Here is a 22727-nt window from a genome sequence, read left to right as displayed (position 1 = left end):
GTCAACAGCGGCGCATGTATCCGGCGCCTGGCTGAAATTGACTGATTGTGAGCTGTCCTGATCAAGCTGGTCCGGGTTCCGGTAAGCCCGTCGGGGAGACGGTTCACGCCCCCCTGATACGGACTTCCCCGCGCCGCCACGCGCCTTCGCCCGCCTCCTCACTCCACCCCGATCGGCGTCCGTGGCGGGGTCCCCGGCGGTGATTTCGTCACGGCCCGTGTCCGGAGCGTACGGAATCCGGAGGCTTCCGGATCGGGGACAGTACGTCAATGAACGGTCCTGCGAAGAGACGAACGCCCTCGATCCGTCTCCGCACCCCTGGGCCGGGCTCAGCACCGCGGGCGGAAGCGGCGGAAAAAGGACCGGATGTCGTCGACGAAGAGCCCGGGCTGCTCCAGGGCGGCGAAGTGGCCGCCGCGGTCGAACTCCGTCCAGTGGACGACGGGGTGGTCCCGCTCGGCGAGCCGCCGGACCGGACGCGCGAGATCCCCGCCGAAGACCGCGACCCCGGTCGGCGTGGGATACGGCTCGCGCGCGGAACCGGACGGGGGCCGGGTGTGCGGGGCGTGGGCGTGTTCCCAGTACAGCCGCGCCGATGAACCCGCCGTACGGGACAGCCAGTAGAGCATCACATTGGTCAGCAGCCGGTCGCGCGGCACCGCCTCCTCCGGCACCTCCGCCGAGTCCGTCCACTCCCCGAACTTCTCCACGATCCAGGCGAGCTGGCCGACCGGCGAGTCGGTGAGCGCGTAACCGAGGGTCTGTGGCCGGGTGCTCTGGAGCTGTGCGTACCCCGACATCTCGGCGTACGCGGCGGACGTACGGCGCAGTCGTTCCCGGTCGTCGTCGCCGAGCGCGGCGGCCACGGCCGGGTCGTCGGGCGGCGGGGTCAGCAGGGTGTTGACGTGGACGCCGACCACATGGTCCGCGTCGGCACGGCCCAGTTCGAGGGTGATCGCATGCCCCCAGTCACCGCCCTGCGCGCCGTACCGGTCATGACCGAGCCGCCGCATCAGCTCGGCCCAGGCCCGGGCGATGCGGCGTACCTCCCATCCGGGGCCGGTGGTCGGACCGGACAGCCCGTAGCCGGGGAGGGAGGGGATCACGAGATGGAAGGCGTCGCCGCGGGCCGACGCCGGCGGGTCGGTCAGCGGGCCGATCACATCGAGGAACTCGACGACGGAGCCCGGCCAGCCGTGGGTGAGCAGCAGCGGGAGCGCGTCGGGCCGGGGCGAGCGGATGTGCAGGAAGTGGATCGTGGCGCCGTCGATCGTGGTGGTGAACTGCGGGAAGCCGTTGAGCTCGGCCTCCTGGGCGCGCCAGTCGTAGCCGTCGGCCCAGTACGCGGCCAGTTCCCGGAGGTAGGGGAGCGGGACGCCCTGGGACCAGCCGGCACCGGTGGCCGCGGCGGGCCAGCGGGTCGCCGCCAGCCGGGCGGCGAGATCGTCCAGCTCCCGCTGCGGTACGGCGAGGGTGAAGGGGGTGAGCGCCCCGGGACCGGGGGAGGCGGGTGCGGGGGCGGTCATGCGCGCTTCCCGTCGTCGTCCCGGGCGGTGTCCCGGGCGGTGTCCTGGACGTTGTGCCGACGGCCGTCCTGCTCGTCGATCCAGCGGCTGTGCGCCTCCCAGGCGGCCTGCTTGCTGGTGCCCAGAGCCGCTCCGATCCGGGACCAGGACGCGCCGGCGCGGCGCGCCGACCGGACGGAGAGCTGGCGTCCGTACGCTGCCTTGCGGGCGATCAGCTCGCTCAGCGCCAGCAGCTCCAGCGTCTCGTCGCGGGTCAGCGCGGCGGTGTCATCCATGTCGGCGATGTCAGCTGTGGCGGGGATGTACAGCGACTCGCGGGTGCGCAGCTCGTCGTAGCGTGCGACGGCGGTGCGCAGGGTGAAGCGGCGCTCCAGCTCCTCCGGGGTGGACATGGGGCGAGTCTTCCGTCAGGACAGCTTGACGTCAAGGCTTCTTGACGGCGTGTCTGCGCAAGGGCACACCGTGCCGGTGGTCGGAGACAAAGGGTCCGGATATGACGGTGGGCCCCTCTTGTGAGAGGGGCCCACCGTCCTAGGGTGCGCCGCGCCCGTCCCCACGGTGCGGCGCGGGCGGACCGTCGTCATCCGCTCGGAACGACGGTCCGCCGGTCAGGGGTGTGCGCCGGTCCGCAGACCGAGCGCCGGAAGGACCGAGGCCTCCAGGAAGCGCGTGAGATACGCCTCATCCGCGTACCGCCCCTCCATAGTCGGCCGCGCGCGCGTCACGCCGATGAGCTGGGCGGCCACGAACTCGGCGGCGGGGTGGTCCGCAGCCAGCTCACCCCGGGCCACGGAGCGCTCCAGCATGGCGTCGATGGCCGCGATCTCCGGTTCGATGAGGGCTTCCCGCAGCGCCAGCAGCAGTTCCGGATTCTGGGACGCGGCATGGCTCAGTGCGTGCAGCAGCGCCGTGTCGCGTCCCGCGCCGACCGCCACCACGCGGACCGCCGCCCTCAAGTCCCCCTCCAGCGTACCGGTGTCGACATCGGCGAGCTTGACGCAGCGCGTACCGCGCAGCGCGGCGGCGACGAGCTGCGGCTTGGTGCGCCACTGCCGGTAGAGCGTGGACTTGCCGCAGCGGGAGCGGGCGGCGACGCCCTCCATGGTCAGTGCGTCGTAGCCGCTCTCCCTGAGGACGTCGAGAGCCGCCTCGTACAACTCCCGTTCGCGTTCCGGGGTGATTTTGGAGCGGCGCTGCGGCGTCGTCATCGTCTCTCCTCGGCTCTCACGCTCGGCATCGGTACCGCAGTGTACCGATACGCCAGTGTACCGAAACGGATGCGTATCGGTACACTGGCGTATCGATACGGCGGGGTGCCGACCTCGCCGCCTGCCACCACGTCGTCCCAGGGCGCCGTGCCGTCCACGCAAGGGGGCCCGATGAGCGCCGAGTTGACCGTCGCGGTGGCGCTCTCCCTCGTCTCCGCCGTCGCGTACGCCTGCGCCGCCGTCGCACAGGAACGACTCGCCGCCCGTACGGAGCCGGGGACACCCCTGTTCACGCTGTTGCGCCGGGGCGCCTGGTGGACGGCGGTCGGGCTGAACGCGACCGGCGCGCTGCTTCATGTCGTGGCGCTGACGTACGGCCCGCTCACGGTGGTCCAGCCGCTGGGCGCGCTCACCCTCGTCGCCGCCGTACCGCTGGGCGCCCGCCGCGCGGGGCGGCAGGTCAGCCGGGGCGAGTGGCGCGGTACGGCGCTCACCCTGGCCGGCCTCGCGGTCATCCTGCTGACGGCCGCGGGCGCGGCCCCCGAGCGGACGCTGACCCTGCCGCAGGCGCTGGGGGTCGCGGGCGTGGCGATGGCCCTGGTCGCCCTGTTGACCAGGCCGGGAGCCCGGCCGGGGCTCCGTCACGCGGCGGCCTCCGGGATCATCTCCGGCGTCGCCTCCGCCCTCACCCAGACGGTCACCGTCGCCGCCACGGAGCGTGACGAGGCCACCGGTGCGCTGCCGCTCTGGCAGGTGGGCGCGGTGGCCCTGGTCGTCGCGGCCTTCGCCTCGGCCGGGCTGCTGCTCTCGCAGACGGCCTACCGGGGTGGCCTGGGCGCGCCGCTCGCGGTGCTGACCCTGGCCAATCCGGTCGCCGCCTCCGTCATAGGTCTGGTGCTGCTGGGCGAAGGGCTCCAGGGCGGCACGCCCGGGATCGCCGCGGCGCTCGTGGGCGCCGTGGTCGCGGCGCGCGGAGTGGTCCTGCTCACGCGGACGGCCGCGGTGGGCGGACCCACGGCGGACACTCTCGAACCGGACGCCCTCGAACCGCATGCCCTCGAATCCGGCGCTCTCGCATCGGATGCCCTCGTACCGGGAGCTCTCGCACCGGACGTCCGTGCTTCGGAGGACGCCGTCCGCCAGGGCCGGAGGGGAGGCGCCACCCGAACGGCCGTGTCCCGGCGCGCGGTCTGCCCCGTACCCCCGCGCACGCCCCCGTGCTCCGAGCCGTACGCCGCGCATGCCCCCGCGCCGGACGGCCTGGAAGAAGCCGAGGTCAGCGCGTCCGACGGGCGCGTGCCACGCCAGCGTCGGCTGCTGCGGCGCTCCCGGGCCGCCGCGTGACGTCCGTGTGAAGCTGCGCTGTGGGCCCGCTTAAGAAATCCTCGATGGACCGGAGCGGCCGGGGTCGGCACATTGGAGTCGATCACCGTTTCAGCACCATCACCCCCGGGAGCGGCGCCCCATGAAGGCACTTGTGAAACAGAAGGCCGAGCCGGGGTTGTGGCTCATGGACGTACCCGAGCCGGAGACCGGCGACGGGGATGTGCTGATCAAGGTCGCCCGTACCGGCATCTGCGGCACCGATCTGCACATCCGGTCCTGGGACGGCTGGGCCCGCGGGGCCGTCACGGCGCCCCGCGTCCTCGGCCACGAGTTCGTCGGTGAGGTGGTCGCCGTCGGCGCCGCCGTACGGGAGATCGCCGTCGGAGATCTTGTCAGCGGCGAGGGCCACCTGGTCTGCGGCACCTGCCGCAACTGCCTCGCGGGCCGGCGCCACCTCTGCCGCAGCACGGTCGGCCTCGGCGTCGGCCGGGACGGCGCGTTCGCGGAGTACGTCGCGCTGCCCGCCTCGAACGTCTGGGTCCACCGCTCCGACGTGGACCTCGACATCGCCGCGATCTTCGACCCCTTCGGCAACGCCGTGCACACCGCGCTCTCCTTCCCGCTCGTCGGCGAGGACGTGCTCATCACCGGCGCGGGCCCCATCGGGATCATGGCCGCCGCGGTCGCCCGGCACGCCGGGGCGCGCAATGTCGCCATCACCGACGTCAGCCCGTACCGCCTCGAACTGGCCCGCAAGGCCGGCGCCACCCTCGCCCTCGACGTCTCCGACCCCGGCACCGGCATCGCCGAGGCGCAGCGCCGTCTCGGCCTCAAGGAGGGCTTCGACATCGGCCTGGAGATGTCCGGCCGGCCCGAGGCGCTGCGCGACATGGTCGACAACATGACGCACGGCGGCCGGATCGCGATGCTGGGCCTGCCCGCCGAGGAGTTCGCGATCGACTGGTCGAAGATCGTCACCTCGATGATCACGGTCAAGGGCATCTACGGCCGCGAGATGTTCGAGACCTGGTACGCGATGACCGTGCTGCTCGAAGGCGGGCTCGACCTCACCCCCGTCATCACCGGCAGCTACGGATACGAGGAGTTCGACGCCGCGTTCGACGAGGCGGCGACCGCCCGCAGTGGCAAGATCATTCTCGACTGGACCCGCTGAACCGCGGTCCTCGCCCCGCCCACGGGCCGGAAGCACACGGAACCACGCGGAAGCGTGCCCCGCCCGCAGAAGCCCACAGAACGAACGCACAGGGAGCCCCCATGTACGGGTCTGTCCGGGACGATCTGTCCGCCACCCTCGACGACATCCGCGCCGCCGGCCTCTTCAAGCCCGAGCGTGTGATCTCCACCCCGCAGAGCGCCTCCGTCGCCGTCGCCGAGGGCGGCGCGCCCGGCGGCGTACTCAACTTCTGCGCCAACAACTACCTCGGCCTCGCCGACCACCCCGAGGTCGTCGCCGCCGCCAAGGACGCGCTCGACCGCTGGGGCTACGGCATGGCCTCCGTACGGTTCATCTGCGGCACCCAGGAGATCCACAAGGAGCTGGAGCGGCGGCTGTCCGCGTTCCTCGGCCAGGAGGACACGATCCTCTACTCCTCCTGCTTCGACGCCAACGGCGGTGTCTTCGAGACCCTGCTCGGCCCGGAGGACGCCGTCATCTCCGACGCCCTCAACCACGCCAGCATCATCGACGGCATCCGGCTCTCCAAGGCCCGCCGACTGCGCTACGCCAACCGCGACCTCGCCGAGCTGGAGACCCGGCTCAAGGAGACGCAGGACGCCCGGCGTCGGCTGATCGTCACGGACGGCGTCTTCTCCATGGACGGGTACGTCGCCCCGCTCGACGAGATCTGCGACCTCGCCGACCGCTACGACGCGCTGGTCATGGTCGACGACTCGCACGCCGTGGGCTTCGTCGGCCCCGGTGGCCGCGGCACGCCCGAGCTGCACGGCGTGCTGGACCGCGTCGACATCCTCACCGGCACGCTCGGCAAGGCGCTCGGCGGCGCCTCCGGCGGCTATGTCGCCGCGCGCGCCGAGATCGTCGCGCTGCTGCGCCAGCGCTCCCGGCCGTATCTCTTCTCCAACTCCCTCGCCCCGGTGATCGCCGCCGCCTCCGTCAAGGTGCTCGACCTGCTGGAGAGCGCGGACGGGCTGCGGGAGCGGCTGAACGCCAACACCCGGCTCTTCCGCGCGAAGATGACCGAGGCCGGTTTCGAGGTACTGCCCGGCGACCACGCCATCGCCCCGGTCATGATCGGCGACGCCGCGGCGGCCGGCCGGATGGCGGAGCTGCTGCTGGAGCGCGGCGTGTACGTGATCGGCTTCTCGTACCCCGTGGTGCCGATGGACCGTGCCAGGATCAGGGTGCAGCTCTCCGCCGCGCACTCCACCGAGGACGTGGAGCGGGCGGTCCGCGCGTTCGTGGACGCGCGGGAGGCCATGGAGAACGAGACGGGGAACGAAGCGGAGAACGAGACGGGGAACAAGGACTGACGGTGCCTGGGCGACCTGGCAGGATGGCGCGGGTGATCGACCCCCGCCGGCTGCGCGTCCTGCGGGCCGTCGCGGAGCACCGTACGGTGACCGCCGCGGCCGCCGCCCTCTACCTCACCCCCTCGGCCGTCTCCCAGCAGCTCGCCGCGCTGGAGCAGGAGACCGGCCACGCCCTGCTGACCCGCAGCGGCCGGGGCGTGCGGCTGACCGCCGCCGGGGACATCCTGCTCGCCCACGCCCATCAGGTCCTCGCGCAGCTCGAACGCGCCGAGGCGGAACTGGCCGCGTACGCGGGCGGCACGGCCGGGGAGGTCACGGTCGCCGCGTTCGCCACCGGCATCGCGGAGGTGCTCGCCCCGGCGCTGCGGCAGCTCGCCGGGGCCCATCCCGACATCCGGGTCCGGGTACGGGACGCCGAGGGCGACGAGAGCCTGCCGCTGGTGCTCGACGGGGAGGCGGACGTCGCCGTGGCGGTCGAGTACCGGGGCGCCCCGCGCGAGGACGATCTGCGGCTCTCGCGCGTGGCGCTGTACGCGGAGCCCTTCGACGCGGTGCTCCCCGCCGCGCATCCGCTGAGCCTCGGCGCGGAGGTCACCCTCGAAGGTCTCGCCGACAGCGACTGGATCGGCCCCTACCCGGGCAACCCCTGCCACGACGTCATACAGCTCGCCTGCGAACTGGCCGGCTTCCAGCCCCGTCTGGCGCACTCCTCGGACGACTTCCGCGCGGTGGTCGCGCTCGCGGGCGCGGGCGCCGGGGTCGCGCTGGTGCCGCGCTCGGCGCTGCGCGGCATGGAGCTGAAGGGCACGGTCGTACGCCCCGTGGTGGGACCGGCCGCGACGCGCCGCGTCTTCGCCGCCGTACGCCGGGGAGCGGAGGAGCATCCGCTGATCCGGCCGGTGCTGGCGGCGCTGTCGCTGGCGGCGGCCGGGGTGGCGACGGGGTGAGGGGCGGTCGGCTCGCGGGGGTTCAGCCGAGCAGGATCAGCAGGAGCACCAGGACGGTCAGGGCGCCCGCCGTGGCCCCCGACGCGCGCAGCAGCAACAGCCGGGACGGTACGCGGGTGACGGTGAGGCCACGCTCACCGGGGAGTACGTAGAAGACCCAGTTCGGCTGGTTCAGCAGCTTCAGCCGGGTCAGGCGCAGGCTCCGGACGCTCACCTCGCGCGCGATCTCCCGGGGCTCGCGGGCGAGATGGCCTTCGAGGGAGCGGCGGTGGATCCGGTCGACGCCTTCCGGCACGGCGAACGGGTCGCTCCCGGCGGTGGTCAGTTCGGTCCAGCCGGCCGTGCGCGCGTCCAGCCGGTGACGGACCGCGCGGGGCCAGCTCTGCTTCGGCAGCGTCAGGGTGCGGACGGACGGCCTGCGCCGGACGACCCCCCGGACCCAGCGCACGAGGCTGCCCTTGCCGCCGCACTGCGCGTGGTCGATACGGCGGGAGCCGTCGCACTCCTCGCAGCGTACGACGTTGCTGCCGCCGCATGTGGCGCAGGTGACGACGCCCCGGCCCGCGCAGCCGGCGCAGGCCGCGTCCTTGTTGCGGCAGCGGGCGCAGGTGGTCCTGGGCGGTGCCTCGCTCCGTTCGCTCCGGCGGGGCCGCGCCGCGGTGTCCGCGGGGGACTTCCCGCCCGCCGGAGGCTTCCCACCCGTCGCGGACTTTCCACCCGTTGCTGGCTTCCCGCCCGTCGCGGGCCTCCCGGTGCCCGCGCGCCGTGCGGGGCTCTCGCGGCGCGGCGGGTCCGGACAGTGCAGGCACGAGCCGACCCCCAGGCAGTCCGGGCAGATGACCGTCTCCGGATCGGGGCACGGTCGCCTGCCCCTGCCCTGGCAGCCGGGGCAGGTGATGCGGCCGTTGTCGCAGCTGCAGATGATCTCCTTGTCGGAGCCCTCGCGCACCAGCTCCAGCGTCAGCGTCTCGTGGGCGTCCGCCGGCGGCGCGAGGACATAGCTCCGCACATCGTCCTGGTAGCGGGGGCGGTCGGACAGATCGAGCGGTCCGTGGTGCTCGGCGTCCTCCTGCTCGCGGGTCTCGACGCACCGGACGGTCCGGACGCGCAGCAGCTGGTGACGGTCGATCTTCCGGACGCGCTCGGCCAGTTCGCGGTGCGGATGGCGCGTCCGGCGGTTGCCGCCGCCGTACGCGAGGACGGCTTCGAGGAGCGCTTCCTCGGACGGTTCCCCGGCGGAGCGCGGCGGCTCGGCGCCGGCCGCCGCCTTCTCGTACGGCCCTTCCCCGGACGGTGCGTCGGACATGGCCGGTCCCCCTCCCCGACGCGGGCCACGCCCGCACAGACCGCAGCGTAGAGGGGCGGCCGAGGCCCCCTCAAGGGGCGTGCGGGGGCGCTCGTCGGCGCGCACCGGGGCGTGGCGTGCCTGCCGTACGCAGGTGGGACGGGGCATGTCGGACGGGGGCGGGACACGGGCCTCTCCCGACGGGCCCTCAGGACAGCAGGCTCGACGCCGCCTTGTCCAGCACCGCTCCCACCCGCTCCCAGGTCTCCATGTCCCGCTCCACCGGCTCCAGTTCGGTCCCCCCGCCGGAGGTCCAGGAGGTCGCGACCGCCACCGGGTCCTCGCCCGTCGCCGCGCCCGCCGCCAGCGCCGCGGCGCCGAGCGCGACGAGTTCGCCGTCGGCCGGCACGATCAGCGGCCGGCCCGAGAGGCGCCGTACGGTCTCCACCCACATCCGGCCCTGCGCGCCGCCGCCGACCAGCCGCATCGGGCGGCCCGCCACCGCCGGGTCCGCCGGATCGAGCCCGCACGCGCGCAGCACCTCGTCCAGCGCGCGCAGCACCGTGACGGCCGCGCCCTCGTACGCGGCGCCCAGGAGCTGCTGCGGCGTGGTGTCGTGGCGGATCCCGGTCAGCAGCCCCGACGCGTTCGGCAGGTCCGGGGTGCGCTCCCCGTCGAGGTACGGCAGGACGACGGCCTCGCCGCCCGGCACCGCGTCCTCCCGGTCGAGCCGGAACAGCGCGGCCATCTTGTCCACGGCCAGGGTGCAGTTGAGGGTGCAGGCCAGCGGCAGATACGTGCCGTCGGCCGCGGCGAACCCCGCGAGCGCGGGGGAGGCGGGGCGGGTGCGGGTGGCGGCGAAGACCGTGCCCGAGGTGCCCAGGGAGAGCACCGGGTGGTCGAGCAGGCCCGCGCCCCCGAGGCCCAGACCGACGGCCGCGCTCATGTTGTCGCCGGTACCCGCGGCGACCGCGACCCCGGCGGGCAGGCCGAGTTCGGCCGCCGCCCCGGCCGTCAGCGAGCCGACCCGGGTGGCCCCGGTGGGCGCGACGGCGGGCAGCAGGGCGGGATCGAGACCGAGCAGCGCCAGCAGCTCCTCGTCGTACCCGCCGGTGGCCGTCGAGTACCAGCAGGTCCCCGAGGCGTCGCCCGGATCCGTCGCCGCGGTCCCCGAGAGGCGCTCGGTGAGGAAGTCGTGGGGGAGCCTGACGGCCGCGGCGGCCCGGGCGACCGCGGCGTCGTTCTCCCGCAGCCACTGCCACTTCGAGGCCGTCATCGAGGCCACCGGCACCGAGCCCGTACGCGCCGTCCAGGCGTCCGGGCCGCCCAGCGTCTCGGTGAGCGCGGCGGCCTGCGGGGCCGAGCGGGTGTCGTTCCACAGCAGCGCCGGGCGCAGCGGCCGGCCCCCGCGGTCCAGCACCACCAGGCCGTGCTGCTGTCCCGCGACCGCGATCCCGGTCACGGCCGCCGGGTCCGTACCGGACTCCTTCAGCCCGGCCGCGACCGCCTCGCGCAGTGCGTCCCACCACACCTCGGGGTCGCTCTCGCGCGCCCCGCCCTCGCCGGTCACCCGGTGCGGGGCGCGGCCCACGGCGAGCAGCCGGCCGGTGGCGGCGTCGGTGAAGGCCGCTTTCGTGGACTGGGTGGAGCTGTCCACGCCGATCACGACCGGGCTCTGCGACATGGGCGTACCTCTTCCGAGCAGCGGTTTTGGACGTCGGGAGAACAAATTACGCGATGGCGCCGCGCACGGGAACCGTCCCGCCGATCACCGCCTCCGACGGGGAGTCGGCCGGGTTGGGGCGTGGGGGTTCTCCGCGCGGCGACCGGCATGCATTATTAGTCATGTCAGGAAACAAAAAGGTTACGGCGCGCGCCGGACCTGAGGTATCGAAGGCGGCCAGAGCATGACGGAACGCTTCACCCCCACCCCCGAGGACAAGTTCAGCTTCGGCCTCTGGACGGTGGGCTGGCAGGGCAGGGACCCGTTCGGGGAGGCGACGCGCCCGGCCCTCGACCCCGTCGAGTCGGTCCAGCGCCTGGCCGATCTCGGCGCGTACGGCGTGACGTTCCACGACGACGACCTGATCCCGTTCGGCTCTTCCGAGACGAAGCGCGAGGCGCACGTCAAGCGCTTCCGGCAGGCGCTGGACGCCACCGGGATCGTGACCTCCATGGTCACCACCAACCTCTTCACCCACCCCGTCTTCAAGGACGGCGCCTTCACCGCGAACGACCGCGACGTCCGCCGCTACGCGCTGCGCAAGACCCTGCGCAACATCGACCTCGCCGCCGAGCTGGGGGCCAGGACCTTCGTGGCCTGGGGCGGCCGTGAGGGCGCCGAGTCGGGCGGCGCCAAGGACGTACGGGCCGCGCTCGACCGGATGAAGGAGGCCTTCGACCTGTTCGGCGCGTACGTCACGGAGCAGGGCTACGACCTGCGCTTCGCCATCGAGCCCAAGCCGAACGAGCCGCGCGGCGACATCCTGCTGCCCACCGTCGGCCACGCCCTGGCCTTCATCGAACAGCTGGAGCGCCCCGAGCTGTTCGGGGTGAACCCGGAGGTCGGCCACGAGCAGATGGCGGGGCTGAACTTCCCGCACTCCATCGCCCAGGCGCTGTGGGCGGACAAGCTCTACCACATCGACCTCAACGGCCAGAACGGCATCAAGTACGACCAGGACCTGCGCTTCGGCGCCGGTGATGTGCGAGCCGCCTTCTGGCTGGTGGACCTGCTGGAGAGCGCGGGCTGGGACGGCACCCGGCACTTCGACTTCAAGCCGCCGCGCACCGAGGACTTCGACGGGGTCTGGGCCTCCGCCGCGGGCTGCATGCGCAACTACCTGATCCTCAAGGAGCGCGCCTCCGCCTTCCGCGCCGACCCGCTGGTCCAGGAGGCGCTGCGCGCCTCGCGCGTGGACGAACTGGCGCAGCCGTCGGCCGCCGACGGGGTGGCCGGACTGCTGGCGGACCGCGCCGCGTACGAGGAGTTCGACGTCGATGCGGCCGCGGCGCGCGGGATGGCGTTCGAGCACCTGGACCAGCTCGCCATGGACCACCTGCTCGGGGCGCGCTGACCCGAGGGACCGATGCGCGCGGACCCGGAGGACCAGGGTCCGCGGACCCGGAGGACGACCGGGTCGCGCGGACGCCGGGCGGATCCCCGCGGGGACCGTCCGGCGTCAGCCGTGCCCGGGGTCGTTGATGGCCCCGTCGGCCCCGTCGGTCTCGTGGGCCCCGTCGGTTCCGTGGGGCGTTCGCGGTGCCCGGCCCGCGTCGGCCGCCCCGGCCGTCCCGCCCGCCCCGGCCGTCCCGCCCTGCCCCGTGCCGCCCGGCCGGTCGCGCCGTACGTACGCCACCGGGTCGGCCAGGACCTCCCGTACCACCAGGGCCGCCCCGCCGCGCGCCGCGTCGCCCGCCGAGGAGGACGCGCGCAGCCGTCCGCTGCCGGGCGGCCACAGGCCCGACACCACGCGGGCCGTCAGTTCCCGGTCCGCCGCGGGGGAGAGCCAGGGCATCAGCTCGCGGTAGATCCCGCCGAGCACGACCGCGTCCGGGTCGACGAGGTTCACCGCGCCCGACAGCACCCGGCCGAGCATCGTGCCGGCCCGCTCGACCGCCGCCACGGCCGTCGCGTCGCCGTGGCGCGCCCGGCGCTCCAGCTCCGCCACGCCCGGCACCCCGGCGTCCTCGTCGATGCCCGCGGCCCGCAGCAGCGCCGACTGGCCCGCGTACTGCTCCAGGCACCCCCGGGCGCCGCACCGGCACAGCGGTCCGTCCGCGTCGGCCACCACATGGCCGATCTCCCCGGCGAACCCGTGCGCCCCGCGCAGCAGTTCACCGTCGAGCACCAGGGCGCCGCCGACACCGATCTCGCCGGTCAGGTAGAGGAACGTACGGAGCGGTCCGGGGCCGCCGAACCACAGCTCGGCCAGCGCCGCCAGATTGGCCTCGTTCTCCGAACTCACCGGCAGCCCGGGCGCCGTGGGGCGCAGCCCGGCCAGGGCGCGCGCGAACAGCGCCCGCGCCGGCACCCGGTTCCAGCCGAGGTTCGGCGCCTGGCGCACCGTGCCCCCCGACACCAGCCCCGGCAGGGCGAGTTGGACGCCGACGGGGTGCAACTCCTGCTCGGCCGCGGATTCCAGGGTGCGCGCGGCTATCCGCGCGCCGCGGGCCAGCACCTCGGCGGGCTCCGTGCCCCGGTTGTCGAGGTGCTCGGTCAGCCGTACCCGGTCGGTGCCGGACAGATCGACCACGCACACCGACACATAGTCGATATTGATCTCCACGCCGATGCCGGCGGGTCCCGAACGCGTCACCTTCAGTACGGTGCCAGGCCGCCCCGCCTGTCCGCTGAAGGTTTTGCCGGATTCGGAGAGGAATCCGTTCTCCAGCAACTGCTCGACGAGTGAGGAGACCGCCGCCCGGGTCAGCCCCACCCGCGCCGCCACCCCCGCCCGGGTCGTCTCGCCCTCGTCCCGTACCGCCCTCAGCACAAGGCTCAGATTGTGCCGGCGAACCGATTCTTTGTCGGCTTTGGGCCCGAGTGGGGTGTGATTGCTGTTCATCTCGCCGACGAGCCTATGTGATCGGAATCGGCCGGAACGGGTCACCGGACAAGCGGTATGGCTCATTCCGGTCGACGGTGCGATTAATTAGTAATTAATCTTGACGATTTTCCGGTCTCCCGGCACGCTGGGGCGGCCGAAAGAGGAGCAGCCACGTGACCACGCACGCGCCCGACACCCCGCACGAGCCCGACACCACGAGCGAGCCCGACCGTACCCCGTCCGGCCGGTGGATCCTGCGGACGGAGCACACGGTCTACGCCGTCGCGCTCGCCCCGGAGGGACAGTGGGCCGAGCTGGCGGCCTGGGGGCCGCACGGCGTCGAGAGCGGCCCCTCGCCGCTCGACTGGTCGCGCCGTACGCACTTCGTCACCCCGGCCGACCTGGCGCCCGCCGAGTACATCCCGTCCGGGCTGCGGCCGTTCACCGGCGCCGACCTGATCGCCCAGCGCCCCGGCGAGGACCGCGGCGTGTGGTGGCGCTTCACCGGGGCCGCCCAGGACGGGGACCGGGCGCTGCGGCTCGGCTTCGCGGACGAGACCCTGGGGCTGGCGGTGACGCTCCACTACGAGAGCGTCCCCGGCACGGACGTCATCCTGCGCTGGGCCGAACTGGTCTGCACCGGCGAGGACGAGCTGCGCCTGGAGCGCTTCGACTCCGCCGCCGTGAACATCCCCGTGACGGGCGGCGCCCGGCTCACCTTCCTCACCGGCCAGTGGGCCCAGGAGTTCCAGCGCACCCAGCTCGAACTGACCCGCGGCCGCTTCGAGATGGGCAGCACCCAGGCCGTCCCCGGCCACGCGTACGCGCCCTGGCTCGCCGTCCAGGACGCCGCACTGCCCGACGGGACCACCGGCGTCCCCACGTACGGCGTGGCCCTGGAGTGGCCGGGGAACTGGCACATCACCACCGACGCCGAGCCCGGCGGCGCGGTCCGCGTCCGCGCCGGACGGCTGCCCCACGAGGGCGCGGTACGGCTCGCCCCCGGCGCCTCCCTCACCACCCCGAAGCTCGCCTGCGCCTTCAGCCCGGACGGCCTCGACGGCCTAGCCCGGGTCTGGCACCGCTACGAGCGCGGGCTCACCGGCGAGCGGATGCACCGCACCCGCAAGGTCCTCTACAACTCGTGGGAGGCCACCGGGTTCGACGTCGACGCCGAGAGCCAGCTCCAACTGGCCCGGATCGCCGCGGACATGGGCGCCGAGCTCTTCGTCGTCGACGACGGCTGGTTCCCCGGCCGGGCCGACGACACCGGCGGCCTCGGCGACTGGCACCCCGACCCGGTGTCCTTCCCCGCCGGGTTCGACGACTTCGTCGGACAGGTCCGCGCCCTCGGGATGGACTTCGGCCTCTGGGTGGAGCCCGAGTGCGTCAGCCCCCGGTCCGAGCTGTACGCCCGGCACCCCGAGTGGGTCTACCGGGTCGAGGGCCGGCCCGCCCGGCTCGTCCGCAACCAGCTCCTGCTCGACCTCGGCCGCGCGGACGTCCAGGAGTTCGTGCTCGCCACCTTCGACCGGCTCCTCGGCGACCACGCGATCAGCTACCTCAAGTGGGACATGAACCGCCCGCCGACCGAACGCGGCCGGCCGGGCGCCGGCCCCGCCGAGCACCTCGACCTCGACGCCGCGCACGTCGCCGGCTATCTGCGCGTCCTCGACCACCTCCGCGCCCGCCACCCGCACGTCACCGTGGAGGGCTGCTCGGCGGGCGGCGGCCGGATCGAGCACGCCACCCTCGCCCGTACGGACGTGGTGTGGCCCAGCGACAACACCGCCCCGCTCGACCGGCTCGCCATCCAGTACGGCTATCTGCACGCCCACGCCCCGCACACCATGAGCTCCTGGGTCACCGACTCGCCCGGCCTCTTCGACCCGCGCCCCCGCTCGCTCGGCTTCCGCTTCGTCAACGCGAGCGCCGGTGTCCTCGGGATCGGCGCCGACATCCGCACCTGGAGCGCGGAGCGGCGCGCCGAGGCCGCCCGCTGGGTCGCCCGCTACAAGGAGGTCCGCGAGGTCGTCCACCACGGCGAGGCACGGCTGCTGAACACCCCCGCCGACGCCACCTGCGGGGTCCAGTACGAGGAGCCCGGCGGCGGCCGGATCGTCGTCACCGCCCTCAGCACCGGCCGGCTCGACGGGGCGCCGCTGGTCCCCGGCCGCCCGGCCAGGCTCCGGCTGCGCGGCGTGGACCCGGCGGCCCGGTACACCGACGCCGCGTCGGGCGAGACGTACAGCGGGGCCCATCTGACGCACTACGGGCTGCCGTTCGCGTGGAGCGCGGAGTACGACGCCGAACTCGTCGTGCTGGTACGGCAGTAGGCGGCCGGGAGGCACCGGGCACCCGACACCAGGTCGTAACCTCGGTGCTCAGTCAACCGCGCACGTCCTCGAAGGCCAAGGAGTCGTACCGTCCCATGCGTCCCATGAACGGAACCGCCCGCTTCACCGACCGGGTCGCCGTCGTCACCGGCGCCGCCTCGGGCATCGGCGCCGCCACGGCGGAGCGCCTCGCCGCCGAGGGCGCCTCGGTGGTGATCGCCGACACCGACGCGGAGCGCGGCGTGCCCACCGCCGCCCGGATCCGCGAGGACGGCGGGCGGGCCGCGTTCGTCCTGGCGGACGTCTCCGAGGAGGACGGCTGGGACCGTATCGTCACCGCCGCCCACACCTTCGGCCCGGTGGACGTCCTGGTCTCCAACGCGTACACCGTGGAGGTCGCCCCGGCGCACGAGACGACCCTCGCCTCCTGGGAACGGCAGCTCGCCGTCAACCTCACCGGCGGATTCCTCGGCTTCAAGGCCGTCCTGCCCGACCTGCGTGCCCGGCACGGCGCCGTGGTGCTCACCTCGTCCGTCCACGCGCACCACGGCATCCCGGGCCACCCCGCCTACGCCGCCGCCAAGGGCGCCCTGCTCTCGCTCTGCGCCCAACTCGCCGTGGAGTACGGTCCTGAGGTACGGGTCAACGCGGTCCTGCCGGGGCCGATCCGCACCGCCGCCTGGGACCGGATCCCGGAGGAGGAGCGGGCGCGCAGCGTCGCCGGGACCGCCGCGCGCCGCTTCGGCACCCCGGCGGAGGCCGCCGCGGCCATCGCCTTCCTCGCGGCCCCCGAGGCCTCGTACATCACCGGGGCGAGCCTCGTCGTGGACGGCGGCTGGAGCGTCGTGAAGGCATCCGCCTGAGTCATGAAGGCATCCGCCTGAGGAGAGAGGCTGAACCGTATATGGCGCCCTACGCACGCCGCGGAGTGCACGGCCGGACGGTGGAGACGCTGGCGCGCCGGGTGCTCGGCGGAGAGATCCCCGAGGGCGCCACGCTCGATCTCGCGGCGCTGCGGCGGGAGTTGGACGTCAGTCTGACCGCCCTGCGCGAGTCGCTGAAGGTGCTCGCGGCCAAGGGCATGGTCGACGCCCGGCAGAAACGCGGCACCTTCGTCCGGCCCCGCGCCGACTGGCACCTGCTCGACGCGGACGTGCTGCGCTGGCGGCTCGCGGCCGGCGCCGGCACACCGGCCGACCTCGCCCTGCTGCGCGACCTGGGCGAGGTCCGGGTCATCGTCGAGCCGGCCGCGGCGCGGCTGGCCGCCGAGCGCCGTACGGAAGCCGACCTCGCCGTGCTGGAGACCGCGCTCGCCGCGATGGCGGCGAGCCCCGGCGGCGCGGGCGACCCCGAGGGCCCGGCCCGCGCCGTCGCGGCCGACCTGGCGTTCCACCGGGGGCTCCTCGCGGCCGCCCACAACGAGCTGCTGGAGCGGATGGAGGTGGTCATCGAGCCGGGTCTCGCCCACCGCGACACGATCGTGCACAGCTCCCCGCACCCCGTCGACCCGGTGCCCAGCCACCGGGCCGTCCTCGACGCCGTACGGGCGCGGGACCGGGACGCGGCCGAGCGGGCGATGCGCGCCCTCCTCGACCAGTCGGTACGGGACCTGGACCGGGTGGGCCGCGCCCCGGACGGCGGCACGCGCTGAGGGAGCTTCGGGTGGCGGCCCGAGGCGTCCCGGCCCGTCGGCCCCGGCTCCCGGCGCTACCCGCGCTGCCGCGCCGGGCGCTGCGCGGGCACCGTACCCGTACCCCTACCCGTACCCGTTGCTGTTCCGCCGGTTCCCGGGAACGATCCGGTGCCGTCGTCGGCCCAGGCCGGGGCCGTCCCGCTGAGCTGGCAGACCATCAGGTAGAAGGGGATCGGCGGCGTGTACGGCGTGGCCGACTGCGGCCAGTGGATCAGCTTGGGGTGGCGCGCGGGCACCGTCGTACCGGCGACGTACCGCGCCGGGGACGGCCAGGTCAGATCGAGGTCGGAGCCCGCCGGGACGATCCACCACCACCAGTCGGCGTCCGCGAAGACACAGCCCGTCCTCGGCAGCCGGGCCATCAGCCGGAATCCGTGCTCCGCCGGCACGCCCACCGCGTCGCACCCCAGGACGGCCGGCAGGGTGGCCGGCAGGGGCAGCTCGGTCCCGCGCGGGGTGTCGTCACGCAGGCCGCGGGCCAGCCGCTGGAACGCCGTCCTCAGCACGGCGGCTCCGTTCCCCGCGGTGCCACCGCTCCGCGCGGCAGCTCGGCCCCGTACGGGCGTTGCGCGGCGCCCGGCAGGGGCAGACCGGCGCCGTGCGGGGCCGTCGCCGGGTGCGGCAGTTCGGCCCACACGACACGCCCGGGACCGTAACCCGATGTGTCGTGGGCTCCCCAGCCGCTGCACATCGAGTCGACGAGGAAGAGGCCACGCCCGCCCTCGCCCTCCGTCTCCCCTTCGGCCGTGCGGTGGAGCTGGGGCCCCGTCGGCCCGTATCCCTGGTCCTCCACCGCTATCCGCAGACGTCCGCCGCCTTCGCGTATCTCGCAGATGACGCGGTTTCCCGCGGCGTGCACGATCGCGTTGGTCACGAGTTCGGAGACGACGAGGACCGCGGTGTCGCGGATCTCCTCGTCCAGGCCCCAGAGGTCCAGGCGGTCCCGCGTGAGCTGTCTGGCGCGTCCGACGGACTCCGCGTGGGCCGGCAACTGGAACCCGTAGCGGCGGACGGCGTTGCCAGGGCACAGGGCTTTGAGCTGGGGGGTGAGCGCGTTACCAGGTGCCACGACCGATTCCTAACGGTGGGGGAGCAGCGGATGCGAGCAAGACCTCTCCCATGGCAGAGCGCGACAACCGCGTGAACTGGTTCACCGCATCACTCTCCACCCGCCGAGGACACTTGGCAAGTGGCACTCTGAAAAATTCAGAGTGGCATGTTCTTCGCCGGGGCGGCGTGGCAGACTGCTGGTAACCGTGCGTGGGAAGGACCCAAAAAGTGAGCGAACCGCGGTCCGCCCCGACCGTGGGCCAGGTCGTACTCGGCAGACGCTTGCAGGATCTGCGCGAGCGCCGTGGCCTGAGACGGGAGGAGGCCGCCAAGCTCCTGCGGGTGGCTCCGGCCACGATCCGCCGGATGGAGACGGCCGAAGTCGCGCTCAAGATTCCTTACGTACAGTTACTGCTCAGGGCGTACGGCGTGCCCGAGGAGGAGGCGGACGCCTTCGTCGAACTGACGGAGGAGGCGAACAAGCCCGGCTGGTGGCAGCGGTTCCACGACATCCTGCCGGACTGGTTCAGCATGTACGTCTCCCTGGAAGGCGCGGCGGCCCTCCTGAGGGCGTACGAGCCGCATTTCGTGCCAGGGCTGCTCCAGACCGAGGAGTACGCCCGTGCGGTCATGCACGCGGGGGCCGTGGGACAGGCCCAGCCGGAGGAGATCGAACGCCATGTGGCGCTCCGCATGGAAAGACAGTCGCTCCTGACGCGTGCCGACGCACCCAGATTCTGGGTGATCATGGACGAGACCGTGCTGAGACGCCCGGTCGGGGAGGACCCGCAGGTCATGCGGGCACAGATCGACAGGCTTCTCGAAGCCTCCGAGCTGACCAACGTGACCATCCAGATCGCGGAGTTCTCCAGTGGACATCACCCGGGTACCTACGGGCCGTTCGTCCTCTTCCGCTTTGCCGTACCTGAGCTGCCCGACATGGTTTACAGCGAGTACCTGACCGGTGCCGTCTACCTTGACGCACGTCCAGAAGTGGCCACCCACCTTGAGGTCATGGACCGGATGGCGGCCCAGGCCGCAACTGCACAACGCACGAAGGAGATCCTCAAGGATGTCCGCAAGGAGCTGTGAATGGACCCCATATACAACGGCATGCCCGCCGCCGACCTCGGCACGGAAGGCTGGCACAAGCCGTGGAGTGGCGGCAACGGCGGCAACTGCGTCGAGGCCATGAAGCTGGCCGACGGCAGGGTCGCCGTGCGCCAGTCCGCCGACCCCGGCGGGCCGGCGCTGATCTACACCATGAGTGAGATCGCCGCTTTCATCCAGGGCGCCAAGTCGGGACAGGCGGACTTCCTGCTCACCTGATCCGCCCCGGTACCGGGAGAGGCACGGGGGCGGTACGCAAGCTGTAACTGAATCACGGGGAACGCGGCGTCGCAGCACTTTCAGGTGCGCTGCGGCGCCGCGCCGTGCGTTGTGCGGCTGGAGGGCCGTACGGCTGTGCCCCGCCGGTCAGGCGCCCACCCTGCGCTTGTTCCAGACGTCGAAGCCCACCGCGGCCAGCAGCACCAGCCCCTTGATGACCTGCTGGTAGTCGGTGCCGATGCCGACCAGCGACATCCCGTTGTTCAGCACGCCCAGCACCAGACCGCCGATGATCGCGCCGAAGACCGTGCCGACCCCGCCGCTCATCGACGCGCCGCCGATGAACGCCGCGGCGATGGCCTCCAGTTCGAAGTTGATACCGGCCTGCGGCACACCCGCGTTGAGCCGCGCCGCGTAGACGACACCGGCGAGCGCCGCCAGGACGCCCATGTTGACGAAGACCAGGAAGGTGACCCGCTTGTCCTTGACGCCGGACAGCTTCGCCGCCGCCTGGTTGCCGCCGAGCGCGTACACGTGGCGCCCGACGACGGCGTTGCGCATGACGTAGCCGAAGCCGATCAGCAGCGCCGCCAGCAGCAGCAGGACGACCGGCACACCCCGGTAGCTGGCCAGCGTCATCGTGAAGGCCAGCACCGCGGCCGCCAGCGCCACGCACTTGACGACGAACAGGTTGAGCGGCAGGACCTCCAGGTCGTACGCCTGCTGCCGGCGCCGGTCGCGGAACTCCTGGAAGAGCGCGAACGCCAGCAGCGCGAGCCCCAGCAGCAGCGTCAGGTTGTGGTAGTTGGTGGAGGGGCCGATCTCCGGGAGGTAGCCGGTCGAGATCTTCTGGAAGCCCTCCGGGAACGGGCCGAGCGAGCGCGACCCCAGGAAGATCTGCGTGGCCCCGCGGAAGATCAGCATCCCGGCGAGGGTGACGATGAACGACGGGATGCCGACGTACGCGATCCAGAAGCCCTGCCAGGCCCCGGCGACCGCGCCGATCAGCAGCCCCAGGATCAGCGCGGGGACCCAGGGCATGTCGTGTTCGACCATCATCACCGCGCAGGCCGCGGAGACGAACGCGGCGAGCGAGCCGACCGACAGGTCGATATGGCCCGCGATGATCACGATCATCATGCCGATGGCCAGGACCAGGATGTAGCTGTTCTGGAGGACCAGGTTGGTGACGTTGTTCGGCTTGAGGAGGACGCCGTCCGTCCATATCTGGAACAGGACGACGATCAGGCCCAGCGCGACGAGCATGCCGTACTGCCGCATGTTGCGGCGCGCGGCCTCCATGAGCAGCGCCCCCGTGGAGGAGCGCCCGGACGGAGGTGCCGGTGGGGCGCCCTTCGGTGTGTCGCCCTTCGGCGTGTCGGTGGTGACGGGACCCATGGCGACTACCTCGTGTTCTTGGTCATGTGGCGCATCAGTACTTCCTGGGTCGCTTCCGCCCGCGGGATCTCACCGGTGAGCCGGCCGGCCGCCATCGTGTAGATGCGGTCGCACATGCCGAGCAGTTCGGGGAGTTCCGAGGAGATGAAGACGACCGCCTTGCCCTCCGCGGCGAGCTGGTCGATGACGGTGTAGATCTCGTACTTGGCGCCGACGTCGATCCCGCGGGTGGGCTCGTCGAGGATCAGCACATCGGGACCCGCGAAGATCCATTTGCTGAGCACGACCTTCTGCTGGTTGCCGCCGGAGAGCCGTCCGACCTGCTCGAACACCGTCGGCGTCTTGATGTTCATGCTCTTGCGGTACGACTCGGCGACCCGGCTCTCCTCGTGCTCGTCGACGATCCCGCGCCTGGCCACCCGGGACAGCGCGCCCAGGGTGATGTTGCGGCCGACGGTGTCGATGAGGTTGAGCCCGTACTGCTTGCGGTCCTCGGTGACGTACGCGATCCCGTGGCCGACGGCCTCCGGCACCGTCCTGGTCCGGATCTCCGTGCCGTCCTTGAGGACCGTCCCGCTGATGTTGCGGCCGTAACTGCGGCCGAACACGCTCATCGCCAGCTCGGTGCGGCCGGCGCCCATCAGCCCCGCGATCCCGACGATCTCGCCCCTGCGGACCTCGACGGAGACCCCGTCCACGACCTTGCGCTGCTGGTCGATGGGGTGGTGCACGGTCCAGTCCCGCACCTCCAGCGCGGGCCGGGCCGCCGGATCGCCCTCGTACGGGGTGCGTTCGGGGAAGCGGTGGTCGAGATCGCGGCCGACCATGCCCCGGATGATCCGGTCCTCGGTGGTCGACTCCGCGCGCACGTCGAGCGTCTCGATGGTCCTGCCGTCCCGCAGGATGGTGACGGAGTCCGCCACCTCCGAGATCTCGTTCAGCTTGTGCGAGATGATGATCGAGGTGATGCCCTGATCCCTCAACTCCTTGATGAGCCGCAGGAGCTGGGCGCTGTCGCTGTCGTTGAGCGCGGCCGTCGGCTCGTCCAGGATCAGCAGCTTGACCCGCTTGGCGAGCGCCTTGGCGATCTCCACGAGCTGCTGTTTGCCCACGCCGATGTCGGCGACCCGGGTCCCGGGATGCTCGTCCAGACCCACCCGCTTGAGCAGCTCGGCGGCGTGCCGGAGCGTGTCGTTCCAGCTGATGAAGCCCCGGTTGGCGTGCTCGTTGCCCAGGAAGATGTTCTCGGCGATCGACAGATAGGGGATGAGGGCGAGTTCCTGGTGGATGATGACGATGCCCTGGGCCTCGCTGGCCCGGATGTCCTTGAAGGCGCAGGCGGCGCCCTCGAAGAGGATCTCGCCCTCGTAACTCCCGTGCGGGTGGACCCCGCTGAGCACCTTCATCAGGGTCGACTTGCCGGCCCCGTTCTCGCCGCAGATCGCGTGCACTTCACCCGGGGCCACGGTCAGGGTGACATCGGAGAGTGCCTTGACCCCGGGGAAGGTCTTGACGATGGAACGCATCTCCAGGACGGGGGCCGCCGCACCGGCGGCCCCCGTCGTACC

17 protein-coding genes and 3 pseudogenes are annotated in these 22727 nt (G+C 72.8%); 10 read left to right on the top strand and 10 right to left on the bottom strand.

Translation table 11 applies throughout. The annotated features are described in order from the left end of the window. Nucleotides 1-329: 329 nt before the first annotated feature. From ACFTZC_RS21630 to ACFTZC_RS21620, 3 genes are all read right to left on the bottom strand, one after another. Nucleotides 330-1526, bottom strand: a complete 1197-nt coding sequence (locus tag ACFTZC_RS21630) for an epoxide hydrolase family protein (protein WP_382892056.1) — start codon at nucleotides 1524-1526, stop codon at nucleotides 330-332. After that, nucleotides 1523-1918, bottom strand: coding sequence for a hypothetical protein (locus ACFTZC_RS21625; RefSeq protein ID WP_382892054.1), 396 nt, complete (start codon nucleotides 1916-1918; stop codon nucleotides 1523-1525). Before ACFTZC_RS21625 ends, ACFTZC_RS21630 begins: the two co-directional genes overlap by 4 nt. 216 nt (nucleotides 1919-2134) lie before the next feature. After that, the gene (locus ACFTZC_RS21620; protein ID WP_382892052.1) at nucleotides 2135-2734 is read right to left on the bottom strand and encodes a TetR/AcrR family transcriptional regulator; all 600 of its coding nucleotides are present in this window, start codon (nucleotides 2732-2734) and stop codon (nucleotides 2135-2137) included. Nucleotides 2735-2905: 171 nt separating this feature from the next. On the opposite strand from ACFTZC_RS21620, the pseudogene ACFTZC_RS21615 reads away from it, so the two are divergent. The 4 genes and pseudogenes from ACFTZC_RS21615 to ACFTZC_RS21600 all read left to right on the top strand — a co-directional run. Then, nucleotides 2906-3829, top strand: a pseudogene (locus ACFTZC_RS21615) (DMT family transporter); the annotation flags it as partial. A gap of 370 nt (nucleotides 3830-4199) precedes the next feature. Further along, nucleotides 4200-5234, top strand: coding sequence for an L-threonine 3-dehydrogenase (tdh, locus tag ACFTZC_RS21610; RefSeq protein ID WP_382892050.1), 1035 nt, complete (start codon nucleotides 4200-4202; stop codon nucleotides 5232-5234). 101 nt (nucleotides 5235-5335) lie between these two features. Further along, on the top strand, nucleotides 5336-6571 hold the full coding sequence (locus ACFTZC_RS21605; protein ID WP_382892048.1) for a glycine C-acetyltransferase: 1236 nt from the start codon (nucleotides 5336-5338) through the stop codon (nucleotides 6569-6571). Nucleotides 6572-6603: 32 nt separating this feature from the next. Further along, nucleotides 6604-7518 (top strand): LysR substrate-binding domain-containing protein, encoded by a 915-nt coding sequence (locus ACFTZC_RS21600; RefSeq protein WP_382892046.1) that lies wholly within the window; start codon nucleotides 6604-6606, stop codon nucleotides 7516-7518. A 22-nt stretch (nucleotides 7519-7540) separates the two neighbouring features. Here ACFTZC_RS21600 and ACFTZC_RS21595 read toward each other — a convergent pair whose 3' ends face one another. Continuing rightward, nucleotides 7541-8824 (bottom strand): hypothetical protein, encoded by a 1284-nt coding sequence (locus tag ACFTZC_RS21595; RefSeq protein WP_382892044.1) that lies wholly within the window; start codon nucleotides 8822-8824, stop codon nucleotides 7541-7543. A 187-nt stretch (nucleotides 8825-9011) separates the two neighbouring features. Continuing rightward, nucleotides 9012-10487, bottom strand: coding sequence for a xylulokinase (gene xylB, locus ACFTZC_RS21590; protein WP_382892042.1), 1476 nt, complete (start codon nucleotides 10485-10487; stop codon nucleotides 9012-9014). Between the two features lie 223 nt (nucleotides 10488-10710). On the opposite strand from xylB, the gene xylA reads away from it, so the two are divergent. Beyond that, nucleotides 10711-11880, top strand: a complete 1170-nt coding sequence (xylA, locus tag ACFTZC_RS21585) for a xylose isomerase (RefSeq protein ID WP_382892041.1) — start codon at nucleotides 10711-10713, stop codon at nucleotides 11878-11880. A gap of 105 nt (nucleotides 11881-11985) precedes the next feature. On the opposite strand, the gene ACFTZC_RS21580 is transcribed toward xylA, so the two are convergent. Next, complete coding sequence (locus ACFTZC_RS21580) at nucleotides 11986-13371, bottom strand: ROK family protein (protein ID WP_382892039.1); 1386 nt, start codon at nucleotides 13369-13371, stop codon at nucleotides 11986-11988. Between the two features lie 236 nt (nucleotides 13372-13607). Here ACFTZC_RS21580 and ACFTZC_RS21575 point away from each other — a divergent pair, with 236 nt between their 5' ends. From ACFTZC_RS21575 to ACFTZC_RS21565, 3 genes are all read left to right on the top strand, one after another. Beyond that, nucleotides 13608-15689 carry an alpha-galactosidase gene (locus ACFTZC_RS21575; RefSeq protein WP_382892139.1) on the top strand — a complete coding sequence of 694 codons (2082 nt, stop codon included), beginning with the start codon at nucleotides 13608-13610 and terminating at the stop codon, nucleotides 15687-15689. A 104-nt stretch (nucleotides 15690-15793) separates the two neighbouring features. Continuing rightward, nucleotides 15794-16552, top strand: a complete 759-nt coding sequence (locus tag ACFTZC_RS21570; protein WP_382892037.1) for an SDR family NAD(P)-dependent oxidoreductase — start codon at nucleotides 15794-15796, stop codon at nucleotides 16550-16552. Nucleotides 16553-16593: 41 nt separating this feature from the next. After that, nucleotides 16594-17340, top strand: a complete 747-nt coding sequence (locus tag ACFTZC_RS21565) for a FadR/GntR family transcriptional regulator (protein ID WP_382892035.1) — start codon at nucleotides 16594-16596, stop codon at nucleotides 17338-17340. A 152-nt stretch (nucleotides 17341-17492) separates the two neighbouring features. On the opposite strand, the pseudogene ACFTZC_RS21560 reads toward ACFTZC_RS21565, so the two are convergent. Together ACFTZC_RS21560 and ACFTZC_RS21555 are read right to left on the bottom strand one after the other, a co-directional pair. Continuing rightward, nucleotides 17493-17888 (bottom strand): annotated as a pseudogene (locus ACFTZC_RS21560) (hypothetical protein); the annotation flags it as partial. Nucleotides 17889-17998: 110 nt separating this feature from the next. Further along, a pseudogene (locus ACFTZC_RS21555) lies at nucleotides 17999-18451 on the bottom strand (ATP-binding protein); the annotation flags it as partial. 209 nt (nucleotides 18452-18660) lie between these two features. Here ACFTZC_RS21555 and ACFTZC_RS21550 point away from each other — a divergent pair. Next, entirely contained in the window at nucleotides 18661-19524 is an 864-nt protein-coding gene (locus ACFTZC_RS21550) for a helix-turn-helix transcriptional regulator (RefSeq protein ID WP_365811876.1), read from the top strand. Continuing rightward, nucleotides 19525-19761: a DUF397 domain-containing protein gene (locus ACFTZC_RS21545; protein ID WP_365811877.1), complete on the top strand. Its 237-nt coding sequence runs from the start codon at nucleotides 19525-19527 to the stop codon at nucleotides 19759-19761. It begins immediately after the preceding gene. 147 nt (nucleotides 19762-19908) lie between these two features. Here the strand turns inward: ACFTZC_RS21545 and mmsB are convergent, their stop codons facing one another. Both mmsB and mmsA read right to left on the bottom strand, forming a co-directional pair. Beyond that, nucleotides 19909-21159, bottom strand: coding sequence for a multiple monosaccharide ABC transporter permease (gene mmsB / locus ACFTZC_RS21540; protein WP_382892032.1), 1251 nt, complete (start codon nucleotides 21157-21159; stop codon nucleotides 19909-19911). Nucleotides 21160-21164: 5 nt separating this feature from the next. Then, nucleotides 21165-22685, bottom strand: a complete 1521-nt coding sequence (mmsA, locus tag ACFTZC_RS21535) for a multiple monosaccharide ABC transporter ATP-binding protein (protein WP_382892137.1) — start codon at nucleotides 22683-22685, stop codon at nucleotides 21165-21167. Between the last annotated feature and the right edge of the window lie 42 nt (nucleotides 22686-22727).

Source organism: Streptomyces sp. NPDC056987, assembly GCF_042673865.1.
Lineage (GTDB): Bacteria > Actinomycetota > Actinomycetes > Streptomycetales > Streptomycetaceae > Streptomyces.
This window is presented reverse-complemented; position numbering and strand designations above follow the sequence as displayed.